Source organism: Micromonospora sp. NBC_01699 (assembly GCF_036250065.1).
Lineage (GTDB): Bacteria > Actinomycetota > Actinomycetes > Mycobacteriales > Micromonosporaceae > Micromonospora_G.
Genome location: NZ_CP109199.1, coordinates 8123196 through 8139142 on the forward strand (window position 1 = coordinate 8123196; position 15947 = coordinate 8139142).

The following is a 15947-nucleotide window of genomic DNA, read 5'->3' on the forward strand; positions in this document are numbered from 1 at the left end:
TCGCCAGCCTACGACTCGTAGTGGTTGTCGGATACCTCTTGCTCAGGTCCAGTCGAGGGTGCGCATGGGGCCCGTCCTTCCGTGTATCCGTGAAGGCGGGAGGGGGTCCCGCGCTTCGCTCGTCCGTGTTCGACGGGAGAAGCGTATGGGCTGGCGTGACAAATATATACCGTTAGGTGTCGATATGCGCAGTATTCGCTAATCCTCACCTAGTTTGCTACTTTGCGTCCCGATATGGAGACTGAATGCTTATGCGTCCGTCTGAACGGCGTCATATTTCCCATTTGTGGATTGGGGTCGGAGAATCGTGAGTCCACGCCCCCCGTTGACAGCCGGCGCCGCTCGGGCCCAAGGCCCTATTCGCCTGCCACGTCGCTGTGGCCAGGTCGATCGGGTCGGTCCGATCGGCATCGAGCCGCCCCCGGCCAGCCGCCGTACCGCCCCCAGACATCCCCGCTCGGGTGTCATCGGCGGATGTTCTCTCGATTCGCCGGACTAGTCAATTCCCGAAATGCACCTCCGGGTCGGGTTCTCGCGAACCGACGGCGACGGTCGATAGGCTCGCGGACGTGACCACCTCGGACCGTCTTACCCACGTCGACCGGGCCGGCGCGGCCCGCATGGTCGACGTGTCCGGCAAACCGGTGACCGGCCGCCGGGCCGTCGCCGCCGGTCGGCTCCAGACCACCGACGAGGTGGTCCGGCTGCTACGCGAGGACGGCCTGCCCAAGGGCGACGCCCTGGCGGTCGGCCGGCTGGCCGGCATCATGGGCGCCAAACGGACCCCGGACCTGATCCCGCTCTGCCACCCGATCGCGCTGCACGGGGTCACCGTCGAGCTGAACCCGGACGGCTCGACCGTGGAGATCACCGCGACCGTACGGACCGCCGACCGGACCGGGGTGGAGATGGAGGCGCTGACCGCGGTCGCCACCGCCGGCCTCGCCCTGATCGACATGGTCAAGGCCGTCGACCCCGCCGCCTCCCTCGAACACGTACGGGTGCTGCGCAAAGAGGGCGGCAAGACCGGAGACTGGGACCGGCCGGCGGACCGCCCGTGATCCGGGCCAGGGTCGTCGTCGCGTCCAACCGGGCCGCCGCCGGGGTGTACGCCGACACCAGCGGCCCCCGCCTCGTCGCCGGCCTGCGAGAACTCGGCTGTCAGGTCGACGATCCGGTGGTCGTGCCCGACGGTGAGCCGGTCGGCGCGGCGCTGCGCCAGGCGCTCGCCGACGGGATCGACGTCGTGCTCACCAGCGGCGGCACCGGGGTCACCCCGACCGACCGGACGCCCGAGGTGACCCGGCCGGTGCTCGACTACGAGATCCCCGGCATCGCCGAGGCGATCCGCGCGCACAGCCGGGCGGCCGTACCGACCGCCGTCCTTTCCCGGGGACTCGCCGGGGTGGCCGGCCGGATGCTCGTGGTCAACCTGCCCGGATCCACCGGCGGCGCCAAGGACGGGCTCGCCGTACTCGGTCCGATCCTCGCCCACACCGTGGACCAGCTACGCGGCGGCGATCACCCACAGCCGGCCTGAGCCCGGACCGGCCCGCAGCCCCGACCGGGACCAACCGGCGGTGCACGACGATAGGCTCGATCGGTGGATGGAAGTTTCAGCCGGTCGAGGCCGGCCCGATGAGCGTCGAACCCGCCGTCGCCACGGACCGGGGCGCCGGAGCGCCGCCGGTCGACTGGGCGCAGGCGCGGGCCCTCGTCTACGCGACCGGCCGGGCGGACACCCCGGCACCGGTCGACGTCCCGCTGGCCGACGCCGACGGGCTCACCCTGGCCGAACCCCTGCGCACCCTGACCGACCTGCCCGCGTTCCCGACCTCCAGCGTGGATGGGTGGGCGGTCCGGGGCGACGGACCGTGGCGGGTGGTCGGGCGGGTACTGGCCGGCGGTACGCCACCGCCGCTGACCGACGACGGCACCGGCGTGGAGATCGCCACCGGGGCCATGCTGCCGGCCGGCGCGGACGAGGTGCTGCGGATTGAGGAGTCGACCCGTACCGCCGACGGGCGGGTGGCGGGCACGCCGCGAAGCACGCCGGAGTGGCGGGTTCCGGGCGAGGAGGCGTACGCCGGAGAGGAACTGCTGCCGGCCGGCACCCCGGTCGGGCCGGGCGTGATCGGGCTGGCCGCCTCCTGCGGCTACGACCGGCTCCGGGTGTTTCCCGCGCCCCGGGCCGCCCTGCTGGTCTTCGGCGACGAACTGCTCACCGCCGGCCCGCCCCAGGCCGGCCGGGTACGCGACGCACTCGGCCCGGCCGTACCGGCCTGGCTGCGGCGGTACGGCGCCACGGTCACCCCGGACGACGTGATCGGGCCGGTCGAGGACACCCTGCCGGCGCACGTGACCGCGCTGCGCCGGGCGCTGGCCCGCGCCGACCTGGTCTGCACCACCGGCGGGACCATGCACGGGCCGGTCGACCACCTGCACCCGGCGCTGGCCCAACTCGACGCCGACTACGTGGTCAACACCGTGGCGGTCCGCCCCGGCTTCCCGATGCTGCTGGCCCGGATCACCGGCCCGGACGGGCGCAACCGGTACGTCGCCGGGCTGCCCGGCAACCCGCAGTCCGCCATCGTCGCCCTGGTCTCGCTGGTCGCGCCGCTGCTGGCGGCCCTACAGGGCCGACCGGCACCGCTGCTGCCGTACGTCACGCTGGCCGAACCGGTCGCCGGTCGGGGCGACTACACCCACCTGGCCCTGGTCCGGGTCGACCCGGTGCTCGGCACCGCCGCCCCGGTCCGGCACGTCGGATCGGCGATGCTGCGCGGGCTGGCCCGGGCCGACGGCTTCGCGGTCATCGAACCGGGCAGCACCGGCGAGGCGGGGGCGCGGGTTCCGGTTGTACCGTTGCCGTTGCTGCCCGGAGTGAGACCATGACCACCGGCCCGCCGGCCGGGGACGGAAGGTGGGTTTCGTGAGCGCACCGACTGCCGGAGGCGTCACCGAGGTGGCGGTCACCACCGAACCGCTCGACCCGGCCGCGCACGAGGCCGCGGTCGCCGACCCGCGGTCCGGTGCGGTCGTCTGCTTCCAGGGCGTGGTCCGCGACCACGATCAAGGCCGCGCGGTCACCCGGCTGGAGTACGAGGGCCACCCGAGCGCCGTTGACGTGCTCCGGAAGGTGGCCGCCGAGATCGCCGCCGACCCGGCCGTACACGCGGTTGCCGTGTCCCACCGGGTCGGACCGTTGGAGATCGGCGACGTGGCCCTGGTGGCGGCGGTGAGCACCGCGCACCGGGCGGCGGCGTTCGCGGCCTGCGCCCGGCTGGTCGACGAGGTCAAGGCGCAGTTGCCGGTCTGGAAGCGGCAGGTGTTCGCCGATGGCACCGAGGAGTGGGTCAACTGCCCCTGACCGGGGCAACACCTGGTCAGCGCTGACCGTGGTGCAGCGAGATGGGTTCCGGCCGGCGCCGTTCGGCGTAGAACGCCGGTTCCGCGCCGGGTCGCCAGGGCAGCGTCGCCACCAGCACGATCAGCGCCAGCGCGAGCGAGTTCTCCATCAGGGCGCCGAAGAACCCGTCCTGGTAGTGCGACACCTCGGGCAGCTTGTGCTCGTACGGCCAGATCGGCGAGATCAGGAACAGTAGGTAGAGGCCGACCGCGGCGACCGCGTGCCGCAGCCCGGTCAGGGTCGGGAACCAGATCGGCGAGCGCAGTCCGGCTACACCTATCGGGTTGGCCGCCGACGGCGGTGGGCCGATCCGGTGCAGCAGGCCGCGACTGGCTCGACGGCGGCGCAGGGCGGTGTCCGCGAGCACGATGATCGCCGGCACCACCCAGACGAGGTGATGCGACCAGGAGATCGGGCTGATCACGTTGGTCGTCAGCCCGACCAGGGTGAACGCGGTCAGCTCGTCACCGTCGGCGTGCGCGTTGCCCGCCCGGGACAGTCCGATCGCGAGGATGACCAGGGCGAACGAGAGCCAGAGCAGGCTCGGCGTCTCGATCGAGTCGTAGAGCCGGGCGAGCACCCCGGCCAGTGACTGGTTCGGCGTCATGTCGGCCGCGCCGACCCGCTCGGTCTCCCAGATCACGCCGGTGAAGTAGGTCATCGACTCGCGGCCGGCGATCGCGAAGCCTGCCAGCGCGACACCGATGATTGTGCCGATCGCGGTCATCGCGGCCCGCCACTGCCGGGTCAGCAGGAAGTACAGGATGAACAGGGCCGGGGTGAGCTTGACCGAGGTGGCCAGGCCGATGCCGACGCCGGCCCAGGCACCGCTGAAGAAGAACCGGCGCAGCGGCCGGTCCGTCCAGCCGGTACGGACGCTGCGCCGGGCCCGCCAGCGCAGGGCCACCAGGTCGGCCATGATGAGCGCGAAGAGGAGCAGGTTCACCTGGCCGAAGCCGAGCGTCTCCCGGACCGGCTCGATCGCCACCGCGAGCGGTACGGCGACACCGACGACGAACCACAGCGACCAGCCGAGCCGTTCGACGGTCGGTCGCAACAGGGCGGTCAGCACAACCGTGAGCGCACCGAGGCTGGCCAGTACGTTGAGCCAGCCGGCGGCGCCGACCGGGAACCAGGCCATCGGCAGCATGAGCAGGGCCGCGAACGGTGGGTAGGTGAAGCCGAGCGTGGTCATCGGCGCGATGAAGCCGTAGAGGTCGTTTCCGTTGGCCCACCACACGATCGCACCGTGGTAGATCTTCATGTCGAAGAAGTTGTACGGGCGTCCAAATGCGTCGATGGCGAGCCAGGCGGCGTACCAGCTCGCGACGATGATTCCGAGCTGGGCGACCGTTCGACGATCGATCCCACGTGTGACACGGCGGACTGGGGCAAGTCGGTCCAGCCGTCTCCCGACGGTCGCCGGCATGGTGTGGCCACCCCCCGTACCAATGTCGAACTTCCCGAAGTTCCCGCCCAGGTCCTGTTGGGAGCCTAGAACGGCGCACCACGTGAATGCCTCCTGCGTTACCCGACCGTGTCCGATCCCACACTAGTTCGCGACATTTCCACCGCGTTAACGCAGGGAGACTGTTTCACGTGTTTCGCCGTTTCCGCCGTACCGGAGGGGACACGCCCCGATATCGACGCAGCTCAACCAGCCGTCGTTTGACTCACCCCGGCAGCCGTCGTGCGGTGCGGGCGGACCTCGCCGCGATCCGGGTGCCCCGCCGGGCGTCACGCACAGTACGGCGTACCGACCGGCCGCTGTCGACGATCGCGTGTTCCGCCCGCCAACGCAAACCGGGGCGGCCCTCGGTGTCGACGGCGGCGAGCAGCAGACCACCGAACAGGCCGAGGTTCTTCAGCAGGTTGATGCGCTGCATCCGGCGCCGGGCCGGGTCGTCCTCGGCCCAGTACGCGTGCCCGGCCAGCGTGGTCGGCACCAGGGTGCCGGCGAGCACCGCGGCGGCCGTACGCGGAAAGTAACCGGTGGCGAGCATGAGGCCGCCGACGAGCTGGACGGTGCCGTTGATCCGGACCAGCGTCGTCGGGTCGGTCGGCAGTCGGGGATTGGCACGGGCCAGGAGTGGGGCGACCCGGTCCGTCACCCGCTCGGCCCGAGCCGCGTACGACTTGGGACTGGCGGCCGACTGTGCGCCGCTGACCACGAAGATGCCGCTCAGTAGGGTCCGGGCGACGGTACGTACGGGTCTCATGAGACCAGTCTTACCCGTTCGGCGCCCCGTTCACCCCCGCAACCGCCGGACTCACCGTACGCCGAACCCCTGACCGCCCGGCGCGGCCGGCACCCTTGATCGTCACCGCCGGCACCCGCCTTGATCAGGTATCTGGTCGGCGAATCGTGATGCGGGCGGGGTGTGGGTACCGGTAGCGTCGCCAGGCGTGACGACTGTACGGCTGCGACCGGAGGACACGGCCGACGCACCGGCGATCCGCCGGGTGGTGGCCGCCGCCTTCGCTGCCCCGGAGCGGCCGGTGCCGGCCGAGGTGCGGCTGGTCGAGGCGCTGCGGGACAGCGACGCGTGGCTGCCGGAGCTGTCCATGGTGGCCGAGGTCGATGGCGAGGTGGTCGGCTACGCGCTGCTCACCCGCGTGCTGGTGCAGCCCGGTGCGGTGCCGGCGCTGGCGCTGGGGCCGGTGGCGGTGCTGCCGAAGCGGCGCGGGGTGGGCTACGGCACCGACGTGGTGCAGGCGGCGCTCGCCGCCGCCACCGAGCTCGGTGAGCGGCTGGTGGTGGTGCTCGGCGATCCGGCGTACTACCGCCGGTTCGGGTTCGTGCCGGCGGCCCGGTACGACCTGACCAGCCCCTGGTCCGGGCTGGGCGCGCCGTGGCAGGCGCTGGTGCTGCCGCCGTCGGTCAGCGGTGACGGCGCGGTGCCGACCGGTGAGGTCAACTACCCGCTGCCCTGGTCCCGGGTCTGACCGCGCCGCGCCGACTCACGCCGGCCGGGCACGCCGACAGCGCCGACTCACGCCGGCTGGGTACGCAGGTAGCGCCCGAAGTGCGGCACGGTGAACGCGACCGTGCCCCGTTCACCCGAGTAGATCAGGCCCTTCTTGATCAGCGCGTCCCGGGCCGGGGACAGGCTCGCCGGTTTGCGGCCGAGCGCGCGGGCGATCTCGGCGGTCGGCACCGCCGCGTCCATGTCGTCGCGCTCCACGCCGCTCTCCTCGCCCGCTACCAGGGACAACGTGGCCATCGCCCGCATGTACTCGCGTTCGGCCGGGGTGGCCCGTTCGAACCGGGAGCCGAAGAAGCCGACCGCCAGTTCCGCCTCCGCCTCCGGGGCGGCGACCCGTACGTCGGCGGCGGTGACCGGGGAGCGGGGCGCGTGGTCCCAGGTCGCCTTCCCGTACGCTTGGACGAAGTAGGGGTAGCCGCCGGACTTCTCGTAGAGCAGGTCGAGCGCCTTCTGCTCGTACTCGACGTCCTCGCGCTCGGCCGGGGCGCACAGCGCCTGGTCGGCGGCGATCCGGTCGAGCCGGTCGATGCGCTGGTAGCGGAACAGTCGCTCGGAGTAGGACTTGGCCGCCGACAGCACGGCGGGCAGGTGCGGCAGCCCGGCGCCGACCACTATCAGCGGCGCGCCGAGCTGGGACAGCTCGTGGCAGGCGGCGCAGAGCGCGGAGACGTCCTCGGGGTTCACGTCCTGCATCTCGTCGATGAAGACCGCGATGCCGGTGCCGACGTCGGTGGCGACGCTGGCCGCGTCGGTGAGCAGTTCGACCAGGTCGATCTCGATGTCGCCGGAGTCGGCCCGGCCGCTGGCGGCGGGCACGTCGATGCCGGGCTGCCAGCGGTCGCGCAGCTTCGTGGCGGCGGCTCCGCGACCGCTGCCGCCGGCCGGTCCGCCACGCAGGGCAAAGGCTTTGAGTACGCCGAGGAAGCCGTCGATCCGGTCCGGCGCGCGGTGGTGCGGGGCGAGTTCGCGTACGGCCATGTGCAGGGCGGCGGCCACCGGTCGGCGCAGTGACTGGTCCGGTCGGGCCTCGATCTTGCCGGTGCCCCACAGTCGCCCGATCGCCTGTGAGCGCAGCGTGTTGAGCAGTACGGTCTTGCCGACCCCGCGCAGGCCGGTGAGCATCAGGCTGCGTTCCGGGCGGCCTCGGGCGACCCGTTCGAGCACGATGTCGAAGACGTCGAGTTCCCGCCCCCGGCCGGCGAGTTCGGGCGGGCGCTGGCCGGCGCCGGGGGCGTACGGGTTGCGGACCGGATCCACGCATTGCACCGTATCGGCACGTCTAGCCGGTGAGCTAGAAACAGGTAGATCCCGCTACGGCGTGTCGTCTCGTGAATAAACTAGGACTGTCTAGCAATTCCGCTAGACAGTCCTAGTTTCCACAATCGGCAGCGATTCCGGCCGGAGTCAGCGGGACTTCAGGCAGAGCACGAAGTCGAGCACGTCGAGTTCGCTGTTGAAGAAGTACCACTCGGTGTAGCCCTCGACCTGGGCGCACTTCGTCTTGGCGTCCTCCTCGCCACCGGTCGCCCCGTCGAACCGCCGCAGCACCTCGTACGTCTTCGGCGCGCACTGAGTGATCGCCAGCTTCGGCTTGCCGCTCGCGTCGCCCTCGTTCTTCACGCACTGGCCCTCCTTGACCAGTCGCGCGTCGGTCGACGACTCCGGTGCCGGGCTGCCCTGCTCCGGATCCGGTCCGGGCTCGGCCGGTGCCTGCCCGCTCGGGTCCGTGGCGGGAGTGGTCGCACCGGCGTTCGGCAGCGTGTCCGACCCGCCGCTGTCCCGGGTCACCCACCAGAACCCCGCCCCGCCGACCAGGACCACCAGCACCACCAGCGTGACCAGGACGGCGGTCATCCCCCGGTTGCCCTTCGGCGGCGGCACCGGCGCGGCCGTGGTCCACTCCGGATCCGGTCCCGGCGCCGGGTAACCCGGCGGATAGCCCTGCTCACGGTAACCCTGGTCGCGGTAACCCTGGTCGCCGTAGCCGGGGTAGCCGGTCGGCGAGCCGGGGCCGGCGGGCGGGACCGAAGCCGGCCCACCACCCCACTGCTCCTGACCGCCGCTCCACGGGTCGGCCGGCTGGGCGTACGGGTCACGCGGCTGCCGGTACGGCTCCTGCGGCGGCTGGGCGTACGGGTCGCGGGGCTGCCGGTACGGCTCCTGCGGGTACGCCGGACCCGCTGGCTGCCCGCCCTGCTGCCAGTACGGCTCGGCCGGCTGCTGCCGGTACGGGTCGTCCTGTGGCCGCCGGTACGGGTCGTCCGCCTGCTGCCCCGGCCACGGCTCCCGGCCCGGATACGGCTCCTGCCCCGGATACGGCTCCTGGCCCGGGTAGGGCCCCTGCTGGCCCGGGTGTGGCTGCCCCGGTCCCTGCTGGCCTCGCGGCCCCTGCTGCTGACCGGGCCATGGCTCCGGCTGCTGGCCGGGGTACGGCTGCTGGCCGGGGTACGGCCCGCCGGGCGGTCCGTAGTTAGACATGGACTGTCCTCCTGGCGCGAGAGAAAGAGGCTGGTCACCCGCGGGCGACGGCGATGCTCAGGCCACCGTAGCGTGACCCCCCGATCGGCTCACCTCCCCCAACCGCGCCAACTCGCCGAGTCGGTCGGCTTTGCCGGATCCGTACCATCCGAATCCGCCCCGACAGCGGAGAATGTCACCCCGGTCGACTCGGGGGTCGCCCGACCCGGCGATCGGGCGATAACATCCGGGCGCATGTTCGCCGCGCTCGCCGCCACCGCACTCGGGGCGGTGCTCGGGGCGAGCACACCGTGGCTGGTCCACCGACTCGCCGTCGAGTCCGGATCGCCGCCGAGGTCGGCCTGCGCCCGGTGCACCCGCACCTTCCCGCGCGGCCTCCCCGGCTGGGTACGCCCCGACGCGCGCTGCCCGGGCTGCGGCGCGCGTCTGGGTTCCCGTATCGGACTGCCCGCCGCCCTCGGCGCTGTCGTGTTCGGCCTGCTCACCGTGCGGATGGGCACCGACACCGGGGTCGATCCGGTGCTGCCCGCGCTGCTCGCGGTCGCCGCGGTCGGGCTGCCACTGGCGCTGATCGACCTGGCCTGCCTGCGGCTGCCCGACCCCCTGGTGGCACTCGGTGCGGTGGCCGCCCTGCTCGGGCTCGCCGCCGCCGCGTACCTGCTCGGCACCCCGCAGCCGCTGGTACGCGCCCTGCTCGGTGCGCTCGCCAGCGGCGTGGGTTACCTGCTGCTCGCCCTCCTGCCGGGGTCCCGGCTCGGCTTCGGCGACGTGAAGCTGGCCGCCGTACTCGGCCTGCCGCTGGGCTGGTTGGGCTGGCCGGTGTTGCTGCTCGGGCTCGCGCTGCCGCACCTGATCAACGGCACCGTGGCGCTGGTTCTGCTGCTGAGCCGCCGCGCCGACCGGAACACCGCCCTGCCCTTCGGCCCCGCCCTGCTCACCGGCGCTCTGCTGGCGATCCTGCTCCGAGCGTGACAGAGGAACCCAGAGCGGAAGTTCTCAGAGCAGGCGGAGCTGGCGGTCCTTCGGGCGGCGCGGCTCGGTGTCGCCGAAGCGCTCGAACAGGCCGGGGTCGATCGCGCCCAGGAACGGCGTCGGCACGATGTCCCGCTCCTGACCGTGGCGTACCCGCCGGGCGGTGTGGCTGACGTAGAGCCGGTCCTGGGCACGGGTGAGCCCGACGAAGAACAGCCGGCGTTCCTCGGCCACGTCGTCGTCGGTCGGTGGGCGACCGGGGAAACGCAGCGGCAGCAGCCCGTCCTCGCAGCCGACCAGGAACACCACCGGGAACTCCAGGCCCTTGGCGGCGTGCAGGGTCAACAGGGTGACCGCCTCGGCGCGCGGATCGAGCGCGTCCACCTCGGCGCCGGTGGCGAGCTGGGCCAGGAACAGCGGCAGGTCGTCGCCGCAGCGCTGGGCCAGCGGGGTGAGCAGGTCGACCGCGTTGCGGATCTCCTCCGGGCCGACCCCGCCGGGCGTGTCGAGGGTCGGCATGGCGAACCGTTCGGCGAGCACCTGACCGGCGAGACGCACCCGAGCCGCCAGTGAACCGCCGAGCCCGTCGGCGTGCCGCAGCTCGCGGGCGATCACCGCCACCCCGGGCCGGTCCCGCAGCCGGTTGTGCGACCGCTTCTGCACCGGCACCCCGGCCCGGACCAGCGCGTCCACGATCGGTGCGGCCTGTGCGTCGGTGCGGTAGAGGACCGCGATGTCGGAGAACGAGACGGACGAGTTGCGACCGTCGATCCGGCCCGAGTCCAACGACCGGTGGGACAGGCCACCGACCAGGTCGTCGACGGTGCGTACGACGAAGTTCGCCTCGTCCGCGACCGACGCGGCCGGATAGCGGCCGACCAGCGGTGCCTCCGGATCCAGCCGGGCCGGATCCAACCGGCGCCCCCGCACCAGCGACGTCGGCGCGATGGCCTGCACCGCAGCAGCCAGGATCGGCGCCGACGAGCGGTAGTTGCGGGTCAGCCGGACCAGCCGGGCGTCGACAAAATCCTCCGAGAACCGCAGGAAGTACGCCACGTCCGCGCCCCGGAACGAGTAGATCGCCTGGTCCGGGTCGCCGATCGCGCAGAGGTTGCCGTCCGGCGGGGCGAGCAGCCGGAGCAGCTCGTACTGGACCTCGTCGACGTCCTGGTACTCGTCCACGAAGATCCAGCGCCAGCGGTCACGGTAGTGCCGGACCAGCGCCGGATCGTCGCGCAGCAGCCGTACCGGCAGGGTCACCAGCTCGTCCAGGTCGACCAGGTCCTGGCCGCGCAGCAGCTTCACGTACGCCGAATCGTCCTCGCCGGCCTCGGCCCGCGCGGCGGTCCGCTCGGTGTCGTCGGCGATCCGGAAGTTCGTCGGCAGGCCGGCGGCGACCGGGTGCTCCCGCAGGATCGCCAGGCCGAGCGAGTGGAAGGTGGCCACGGTGATGTCCTCGGCCACCGGGCCGAGCAGCCCGTCGAGCCGGGCCTGCAACTCCTCCGCCGCCCGCCGGGTGAACGTGATCGCCAGGCAGTGCTCCGGGAAGACGTTCAGCTCCGCGCACAGGTACGCGATCCGGTGGGTCAGCGTACGGGTCTTGCCGGTGCCCGGACCGGCGACGATGAGCAGCGGTCCGCCCGGTGCCGACGCGGCCACCCGCTGCATCGCGTCGAGCCGGTCGAGCAGCCCGGTGCCGACCTCCTCCATCCCGGCGAGCATCGGCTCGAACGGTTCGTGCGGCGAGGGCGGCGGAGCGATCGGCGGGGCCGGGGCCGGCACGGGTCGGGCCGGTCGGCGCTTCGGTTCGGCGGCGGCCTTCGCGGCGGGTTTGGCCCGGGGCTTCGGCGCCGACTCCGCCGCCGGTCGCGGCCGGGGCACCGAAACGGGTACGTCGAACAGCGCCGCCGGTTCGCCGGCCGCACCCGGTCCGCGCAGTTCGTCCGGGGCGAAGAGGCTGATCACGCCGTACTCGCCGTCGAAGCCGGGGGTTCGGCGCACCTCGCCCCGGCGGAGCCGGCCGATCGCCTCGGCGATCCGTTCCCCACCGGCCTGCCGCAGGTCGTCCAGGGGTACGGCGGTGAGGATGTCCAGTTCGGCGCCGAGCGCGGCGACCAGGTTGTTGAGCTGCCCCTCGACGGTCTTCGACTTCGGGCCGACCCCGTTGATCTCGCCCAGGATCTCGGCGAGCTGGACCAGGTGACTCACCCGTGGCGCGCCGGCCGGTACGTGCCCCTCCGGCCGGTCGGCCAGGTCCTCGACCCGGCTCAGCACCCCGACGGTGAGCGGCTTGCCGCACTCCGGGCAGAGCCCGCCGGCCTGCCGGGTTCGCTCCGGCGCCCAGTTGACCCCGCAGAGCCGGTGGCCGTCCGCGTGGTACTTCCCCTCCTCGGGGAAGAACTCGATGGTCCCCGCCAGCCCGTCGCCCGTACGCAGCGCGGAGCGGATCGCGTAGTAGTCCACGTCGGTGGCGAAGACGGTGGCCTCGCGGGCCAGCGCCGGCGGCGAGTGCGCGTCCGAGTTCGAGACCAGGCGGTACCGGTCGAGGCTGGAGACCCGCCAGTTCATCTCCGGGTCGGAGGAGAGGCCGGTCTCCACCGCGAAGATGTGTTCGGCCAGGTCGGCGTAGCAGTCGGCGATCGCGTCGAAGCCGGACTTCGAGCCGAGCGCGGAGAACCACGGGGTCCAGATGTGCGCCGGCACCAGGTAACCGTCCGGGCTCGCCTCCAGCACGATCTCCAGCAGGTTGCGGGAGTCGAGCCCGAGGATCGGCCGCCCGTCGGAACCGATGTTGCCGATCCGACCCAGTACGGTGTTGAACCGCGCCACCGCGTCCAGGTCGGGCAGGTAGACCAGGTGGTGCACCTTGCGGGTCCGGTCGTCCCGCTTGTAGATCGTGGAGATCTCGACGCTGAGCTGGTAGCGCACCGGGTTGGCCTCGGCCACGCTGGACAGCCGGGGCGGCAACCGCCGGGCGATGTCCCGTTCCGCCTCCGGGCTGAGCCGGTAGAGCCCCGGCTCGGCCGGGCGCAGCGTCTCGCGCAGGTGGTCGTACCAGGCGGGGTGGGTGAAGTCGCCGGTGCCCAGCACGCTGATGCCCTTGCGCTTGGCCCACCAGCCGAGGTTCGGCAGGGTCAGGTCCCGGCTACAGGCGCGCGAGTATTTCGAGTGGATGTGCAGGTCCGCGACGAAGGAACCGGCGGTCGTGGCGGGGCCGCCGGAAGGTGCAGCGCTGAACGGAAGCACGCCGCATCCTGTCATGGGCCGGTCCGCCCGCGCGTGGCGCCACGCACAAGCGTGAGATCCGCGATGCGGCCCGGGAGCCGTACCGGGGCGGTGGTCCGGCGAAACCGGCGCAATGGTCCGGCCAAACCAGAGTGGTGGTCCGGCGAGCAGCGGTCGGGCCGGGGGCTCCCGCCGAGGTCAGAACGGCGGCGCCGGCTCGACGGTCCGGCCCTGCCGGCGGCGTACGAGTTGGACGGCGGACACCGCGGCCAGCACCCCGGCTGCGGTGATGGTCGCGACCAGTGCCGGCGGAAACAGCATCACCGGGATCAGCGCGCAGAGCGCCAGCGGTCCGATGACCAGGCTCAGGTTGAGTCGCCCGAACACCTCGTACTCGAAGCGCAGCCGCGCGGCCAGGAAGATGGCCGGCCCGCCCAGGGTGACGGCGACGAAGGCCAGGTGCGGGCTGCCGAACGGGTCGTCGATGGCCAGTTCGTTGGCGACCGCGGTGGCGAGCACACCGGCCACCAGGGCGTACTGGGTGTAGTTCGACGACTGGCCGAGCTCGCTCGGACGCCCGGCGCGGGCCATCGCGTCCGGCAGTGAGCGACCGGCTTCGAAGAAGTAGATGTGCCAGAGCAGCAGCGTGCTGCCGAGCGAGATCAGAAACGCGAGCGTACGGCCGAACGTGAGGTCGCCGTCGCTGTAGGTCAGCCCGGTGAAGAGGACCGACTCGCCGAGCGCCAGGATGTAGAACTGCTGGTACCGCTCGGCGAGGTGCTCACCGGCCAGCCGCCACCGCTCGTTGCGTTCCCGGCCGAGCCCCGGCACCGGCCACCCGAACCGGATGCCCAGGTAGTCGATCCCGATCCCGACCGCCCAGAAGAGCATCCGCAGCGCACCGGGCAGGAACGCGCCGACGATCCAGAACACCCCGGACGCCACCGCCCAGCACAGCATCCGGAGCGAGTTCTCCCGCCGTGGATGGTTGCCCAACGCGAGCACGATGATCAGCGGTCGACCGATCTGCGATGCCGCGTACGCCCCGGCGAACAGCAGACCCCGGTCCTCGAACGCCTTCGGCAGGCCCACCGCCATCAGCAGGCTGCCCAGGATCAGCGCCGAGATCGTGACGTGCAGCGACCCGGCCAGCCGGTTGAACCTGCTGGTGGTCCAGCAGGTGAAGGTCCAGACGTTCCACACCGCGACCGACAGCACCAGGGTTTCGCCGAAGGGAAGCCACTCGATCCGGCGACCCGAATCGATGCTTTCCAGGAGTTGCTGGGACACCCGGGTCAGCGCGAACGCGAACACCACGTCGAAGAGGAGTTCGATGAACGTGGCGCGTTCCGGCTCGTCGGGCTCGCGTACCAGGTCGGCGGCGCGGTCAGTCGCCATCACCCACCGGCCCGACCCCCGTACCCCAAGCTCTGCCCGCCCCCACGTGCAGACGAACGAGCGACGGCCGGTGCCGACGCGGGCCGGCGGGTCAGCCGGTCGGTCTCGCCCTCCCGGTCGGTCAGCCGCCCGCGAACGGCGGCAGTACGTCCACCGTGCCGCCGGCCGGCAGCGGTTGCCGGCGGTCGCGCTGCACCACGCCGTTCACCAGGAAACTGGCCACCTTGAGTACGCCGGCCAGCCGCTCGCCGTGCCGGATGCCCAGCGTGTCGGCCAGCGCGTCGAGGGTGAGCCCGCCGGGAGCGGACTCCTCGCTGACCCCGGCCGCCGCCCGCGCCGCCGCGAAGTAGCGGACCGTGATGGTGGGGGAGGTCTCGGGTGTGGTCATGGTCAGCCTCCGATCGCCGACATCGGGCGGGACGGTTGCAGGAACGTCGGGTCGTCGATGTCGTGGCCGGCCCGCTTGCCCCACATCGCCGTACGCCAGCGCCGAGCGATCTCCTCGTCGTCCGCCCCGCCCCGCAGCGCCTCGCGCAGGTCGGACTCCTCGCTGGCGAACAGGCAGGCCCGTACCTGGCCGTCGGCGGTGAGCCGGGTCCGGTCGCAGTCACCGCAGAACGGGCGGGTGACGCTGCCGATCACGCCGACCCGTGCCGGCCGCCCGTCGAGCCCGGTGAACCCGGCGACCAGCCAGGTCTCCGCCGGTGCGCCACCGCGCGCCACCGGGTCGGGGAGCAGGGTGAACTCGGCCCGCAGGGCGGCCAGGATCTCGTCGGCGGTGACCATCGAGGAGCGGTCCCAGCCGTGCTGGGCGTCCAACGGCATCTGTTCGATGAACCGCAGTTCGTAGCCGTGGTCGAGGGCGAAGCGGAGCAGCTCCGGTGCGTCCCGGTCGTTGACGCCGCGCATCAGCACCGAGTTGATTTTCACCGGGGTCAGTCCGGCGGTCGCCGCAGCGGCCAGCCCGGCCAGTACGTCGGCCAGCCGGTCGCGCCGGGTCAGCGTGGTGAACCGGTCGGCGTCGATGGTGTCCAGCGAGACGTTCACCCGGTCCAGCCCGGCCGCCCGCAGCGGGCCGGCGAGCCGTTCCAGCCCGATACCGTTGGTGGTCAGCGACAGCTTCGGTCGTGGGATCAGGCCGGCGGCGGCCGCGACGATGGCCGGCAGTCCGGGGCGGATCAGCGGCTCGCCGCCGGTGAACCGGACCTCGGTCACGCCCAGCAGTCGCACCGCGACCCGGACCAGTCGGTTGATCTCGGCGTCGGTCAGCAGCCGGCCCTTCGGCAGCCAGGGCAGCCCTTCCTCCGGCATGCAGTAGGTGCAGCGCAGGTTGCATTTGTCGGTCAGGGAGACACGAAGGTCGGTGGCGACCCGCTGGTACCGGTCAACGAGGGTGCCGAGCGGCGGCCGTACGGACACGGTCGCCGGCCCGGTGACGGTCGATTGGATAACCGGGATGCCCATCGTTCGAAGGTATA

Annotated in this window: 14 protein-coding genes; 6 read left to right on the forward strand and 8 right to left on the reverse strand. The window is 72.4% G+C overall.

The features are described from left to right. Window positions 1-569 precede the first annotated feature (569 nt). The 4 genes from moaC (at window position 570) to OG792_RS33810 (ending at window position 3370) form a co-directional block, all read left to right on the forward strand. Complete coding sequence (moaC, locus tag OG792_RS33795; protein ID WP_329105856.1) at window positions 570-1061, forward strand: cyclic pyranopterin monophosphate synthase MoaC; 492 nt, start codon at window positions 570-572, stop codon at window positions 1059-1061. Next, complete coding sequence (locus OG792_RS33800; protein ID WP_329105858.1) at window positions 1058-1540, forward strand: MogA/MoaB family molybdenum cofactor biosynthesis protein; 483 nt, start codon at window positions 1058-1060, stop codon at window positions 1538-1540. Before moaC ends, OG792_RS33800 begins: the two co-directional genes overlap by 4 nt. Window positions 1541-1638: 98 nt before the next feature. After that, window positions 1639-2895, forward strand: coding sequence for a molybdopterin molybdotransferase MoeA (locus OG792_RS33805; RefSeq protein WP_329105859.1), 1257 nt, complete (start codon window positions 1639-1641; stop codon window positions 2893-2895). Window positions 2896-2932: 37 nt separating this feature from the next. Further along, entirely contained in the window at window positions 2933-3370 is a 438-nt protein-coding gene (locus tag OG792_RS33810; protein ID WP_329105861.1) for a molybdenum cofactor biosynthesis protein MoaE, read from the forward strand. Between the two features lie 16 nt (window positions 3371-3386). On the opposite strand, the gene OG792_RS33815 is transcribed toward OG792_RS33810, so the two are convergent. Beyond that, window positions 3387-4838, reverse strand: a complete 1452-nt coding sequence (locus tag OG792_RS33815; protein WP_329105863.1) for a glycosyltransferase 87 family protein — start codon at window positions 4836-4838, stop codon at window positions 3387-3389. A 244-nt stretch (window positions 4839-5082) separates the two neighbouring features. Next, window positions 5083-5628: a DoxX family protein gene (locus OG792_RS33820; RefSeq protein WP_329105865.1), complete on the reverse strand. Its 546-nt coding sequence runs from the start codon at window positions 5626-5628 to the stop codon at window positions 5083-5085. Between the two features lie 187 nt (window positions 5629-5815). Here OG792_RS33820 and OG792_RS33825 point away from each other — a divergent pair, with 187 nt between their 5' ends. Further along, the gene (locus OG792_RS33825; protein WP_329105867.1) at window positions 5816-6355 is read left to right on the forward strand and encodes a GNAT family N-acetyltransferase; all 540 of its coding nucleotides are present in this window, start codon (window positions 5816-5818) and stop codon (window positions 6353-6355) included. Window positions 6356-6402: 47 nt separating this feature from the next. Here the strand turns inward: OG792_RS33825 and OG792_RS33830 are convergent, their stop codons facing one another. Together OG792_RS33830 and OG792_RS33835 are read right to left on the reverse strand one after the other, a co-directional pair. Next, window positions 6403-7653, reverse strand: coding sequence for an ATP-binding protein (locus OG792_RS33830; RefSeq protein ID WP_329105868.1), 1251 nt, complete (start codon window positions 7651-7653; stop codon window positions 6403-6405). A 147-nt stretch (window positions 7654-7800) separates the two neighbouring features. Further along, window positions 7801-8874 (reverse strand): LppU/SCO3897 family protein, encoded by a 1074-nt coding sequence (locus OG792_RS33835; protein ID WP_329105870.1) that lies wholly within the window; start codon window positions 8872-8874, stop codon window positions 7801-7803. A gap of 234 nt (window positions 8875-9108) precedes the next feature. On the opposite strand from OG792_RS33835, the gene OG792_RS33840 reads away from it, so the two are divergent. Continuing rightward, window positions 9109-9846, forward strand: coding sequence for an A24 family peptidase (locus OG792_RS33840; protein ID WP_329105872.1), 738 nt, complete (start codon window positions 9109-9111; stop codon window positions 9844-9846). A gap of 24 nt (window positions 9847-9870) precedes the next feature. Here OG792_RS33840 and OG792_RS33845 read toward each other — a convergent pair whose 3' ends face one another. The 4 genes from OG792_RS33845 to moaA form a co-directional block, all read right to left on the reverse strand. Next, window positions 9871-13092, reverse strand: a complete 3222-nt coding sequence (locus OG792_RS33845) for a UvrD-helicase domain-containing protein (RefSeq protein WP_442932345.1) — start codon at window positions 13090-13092, stop codon at window positions 9871-9873. Window positions 13093-13269: 177 nt separating this feature from the next. After that, a complete protein-coding gene (locus OG792_RS33850) occupies window positions 13270-14469 on the reverse strand; it encodes a low temperature requirement protein A (protein WP_329105875.1) in 1200 nt (399 codons plus the stop codon). 121 nt (window positions 14470-14590) lie between these two features. Next, window positions 14591-14857, reverse strand: coding sequence for a MoaD/ThiS family protein (locus OG792_RS33855; RefSeq protein ID WP_329105877.1), 267 nt, complete (start codon window positions 14855-14857; stop codon window positions 14591-14593). Window positions 14858-14859: 2 nt separating this feature from the next. Then, window positions 14860-15933 carry a GTP 3',8-cyclase MoaA gene (gene moaA / locus OG792_RS33860; RefSeq protein WP_329105878.1) on the reverse strand — a complete coding sequence of 358 codons (1074 nt, stop codon included), beginning with the start codon at window positions 15931-15933 and terminating at the stop codon, window positions 14860-14862. Between the last annotated feature and the right edge of the window lie 14 nt (window positions 15934-15947).

What these genes read in the sequence shown, in the direction of transcription:
- OG792_RS33805 (WP_329105859.1), top strand. Translation starts at nt 1,639, where the DNA reads ATGAGCGTCGAACCCGCCGTCGCCACGGACCGGGGCGCCGGAGCGCCG.
- OG792_RS33815 (WP_329105863.1), bottom strand. Translation starts at nt 4,838, where the DNA reads ATGCCGGCGACCGTCGGGAGACGGCTGGACCGACTTGCCCCAGTCCGC.
- OG792_RS33820 (WP_329105865.1), bottom strand. Translation starts at nt 5,628, where the DNA reads ATGAGACCCGTACGTACCGTCGCCCGGACCCTACTGAGCGGCATCTTC.
- OG792_RS33835 (WP_329105870.1), bottom strand. Translation starts at nt 8,874, where the DNA reads ATGTCTAACTACGGACCGCCCGGCGGGCCGTACCCCGGCCAGCAGCCG.
- OG792_RS33840 (WP_329105872.1), top strand. Translation starts at nt 9,109, where the DNA reads ATGTTCGCCGCGCTCGCCGCCACCGCACTCGGGGCGGTGCTCGGGGCG.
- OG792_RS33850 (WP_329105875.1), bottom strand. Translation starts at nt 14,469, where the DNA reads ATGGCGACTGACCGCGCCGCCGACCTGGTACGCGAGCCCGACGAGCCG.
- OG792_RS33855 (WP_329105877.1), bottom strand. Translation starts at nt 14,857, where the DNA reads ATGACCACACCCGAGACCTCCCCCACCATCACGGTCCGCTACTTCGCG.
- moaA (WP_329105878.1), bottom strand. Translation starts at nt 15,933, where the DNA reads ATGGGCATCCCGGTTATCCAATCGACCGTCACCGGGCCGGCGACCGTG.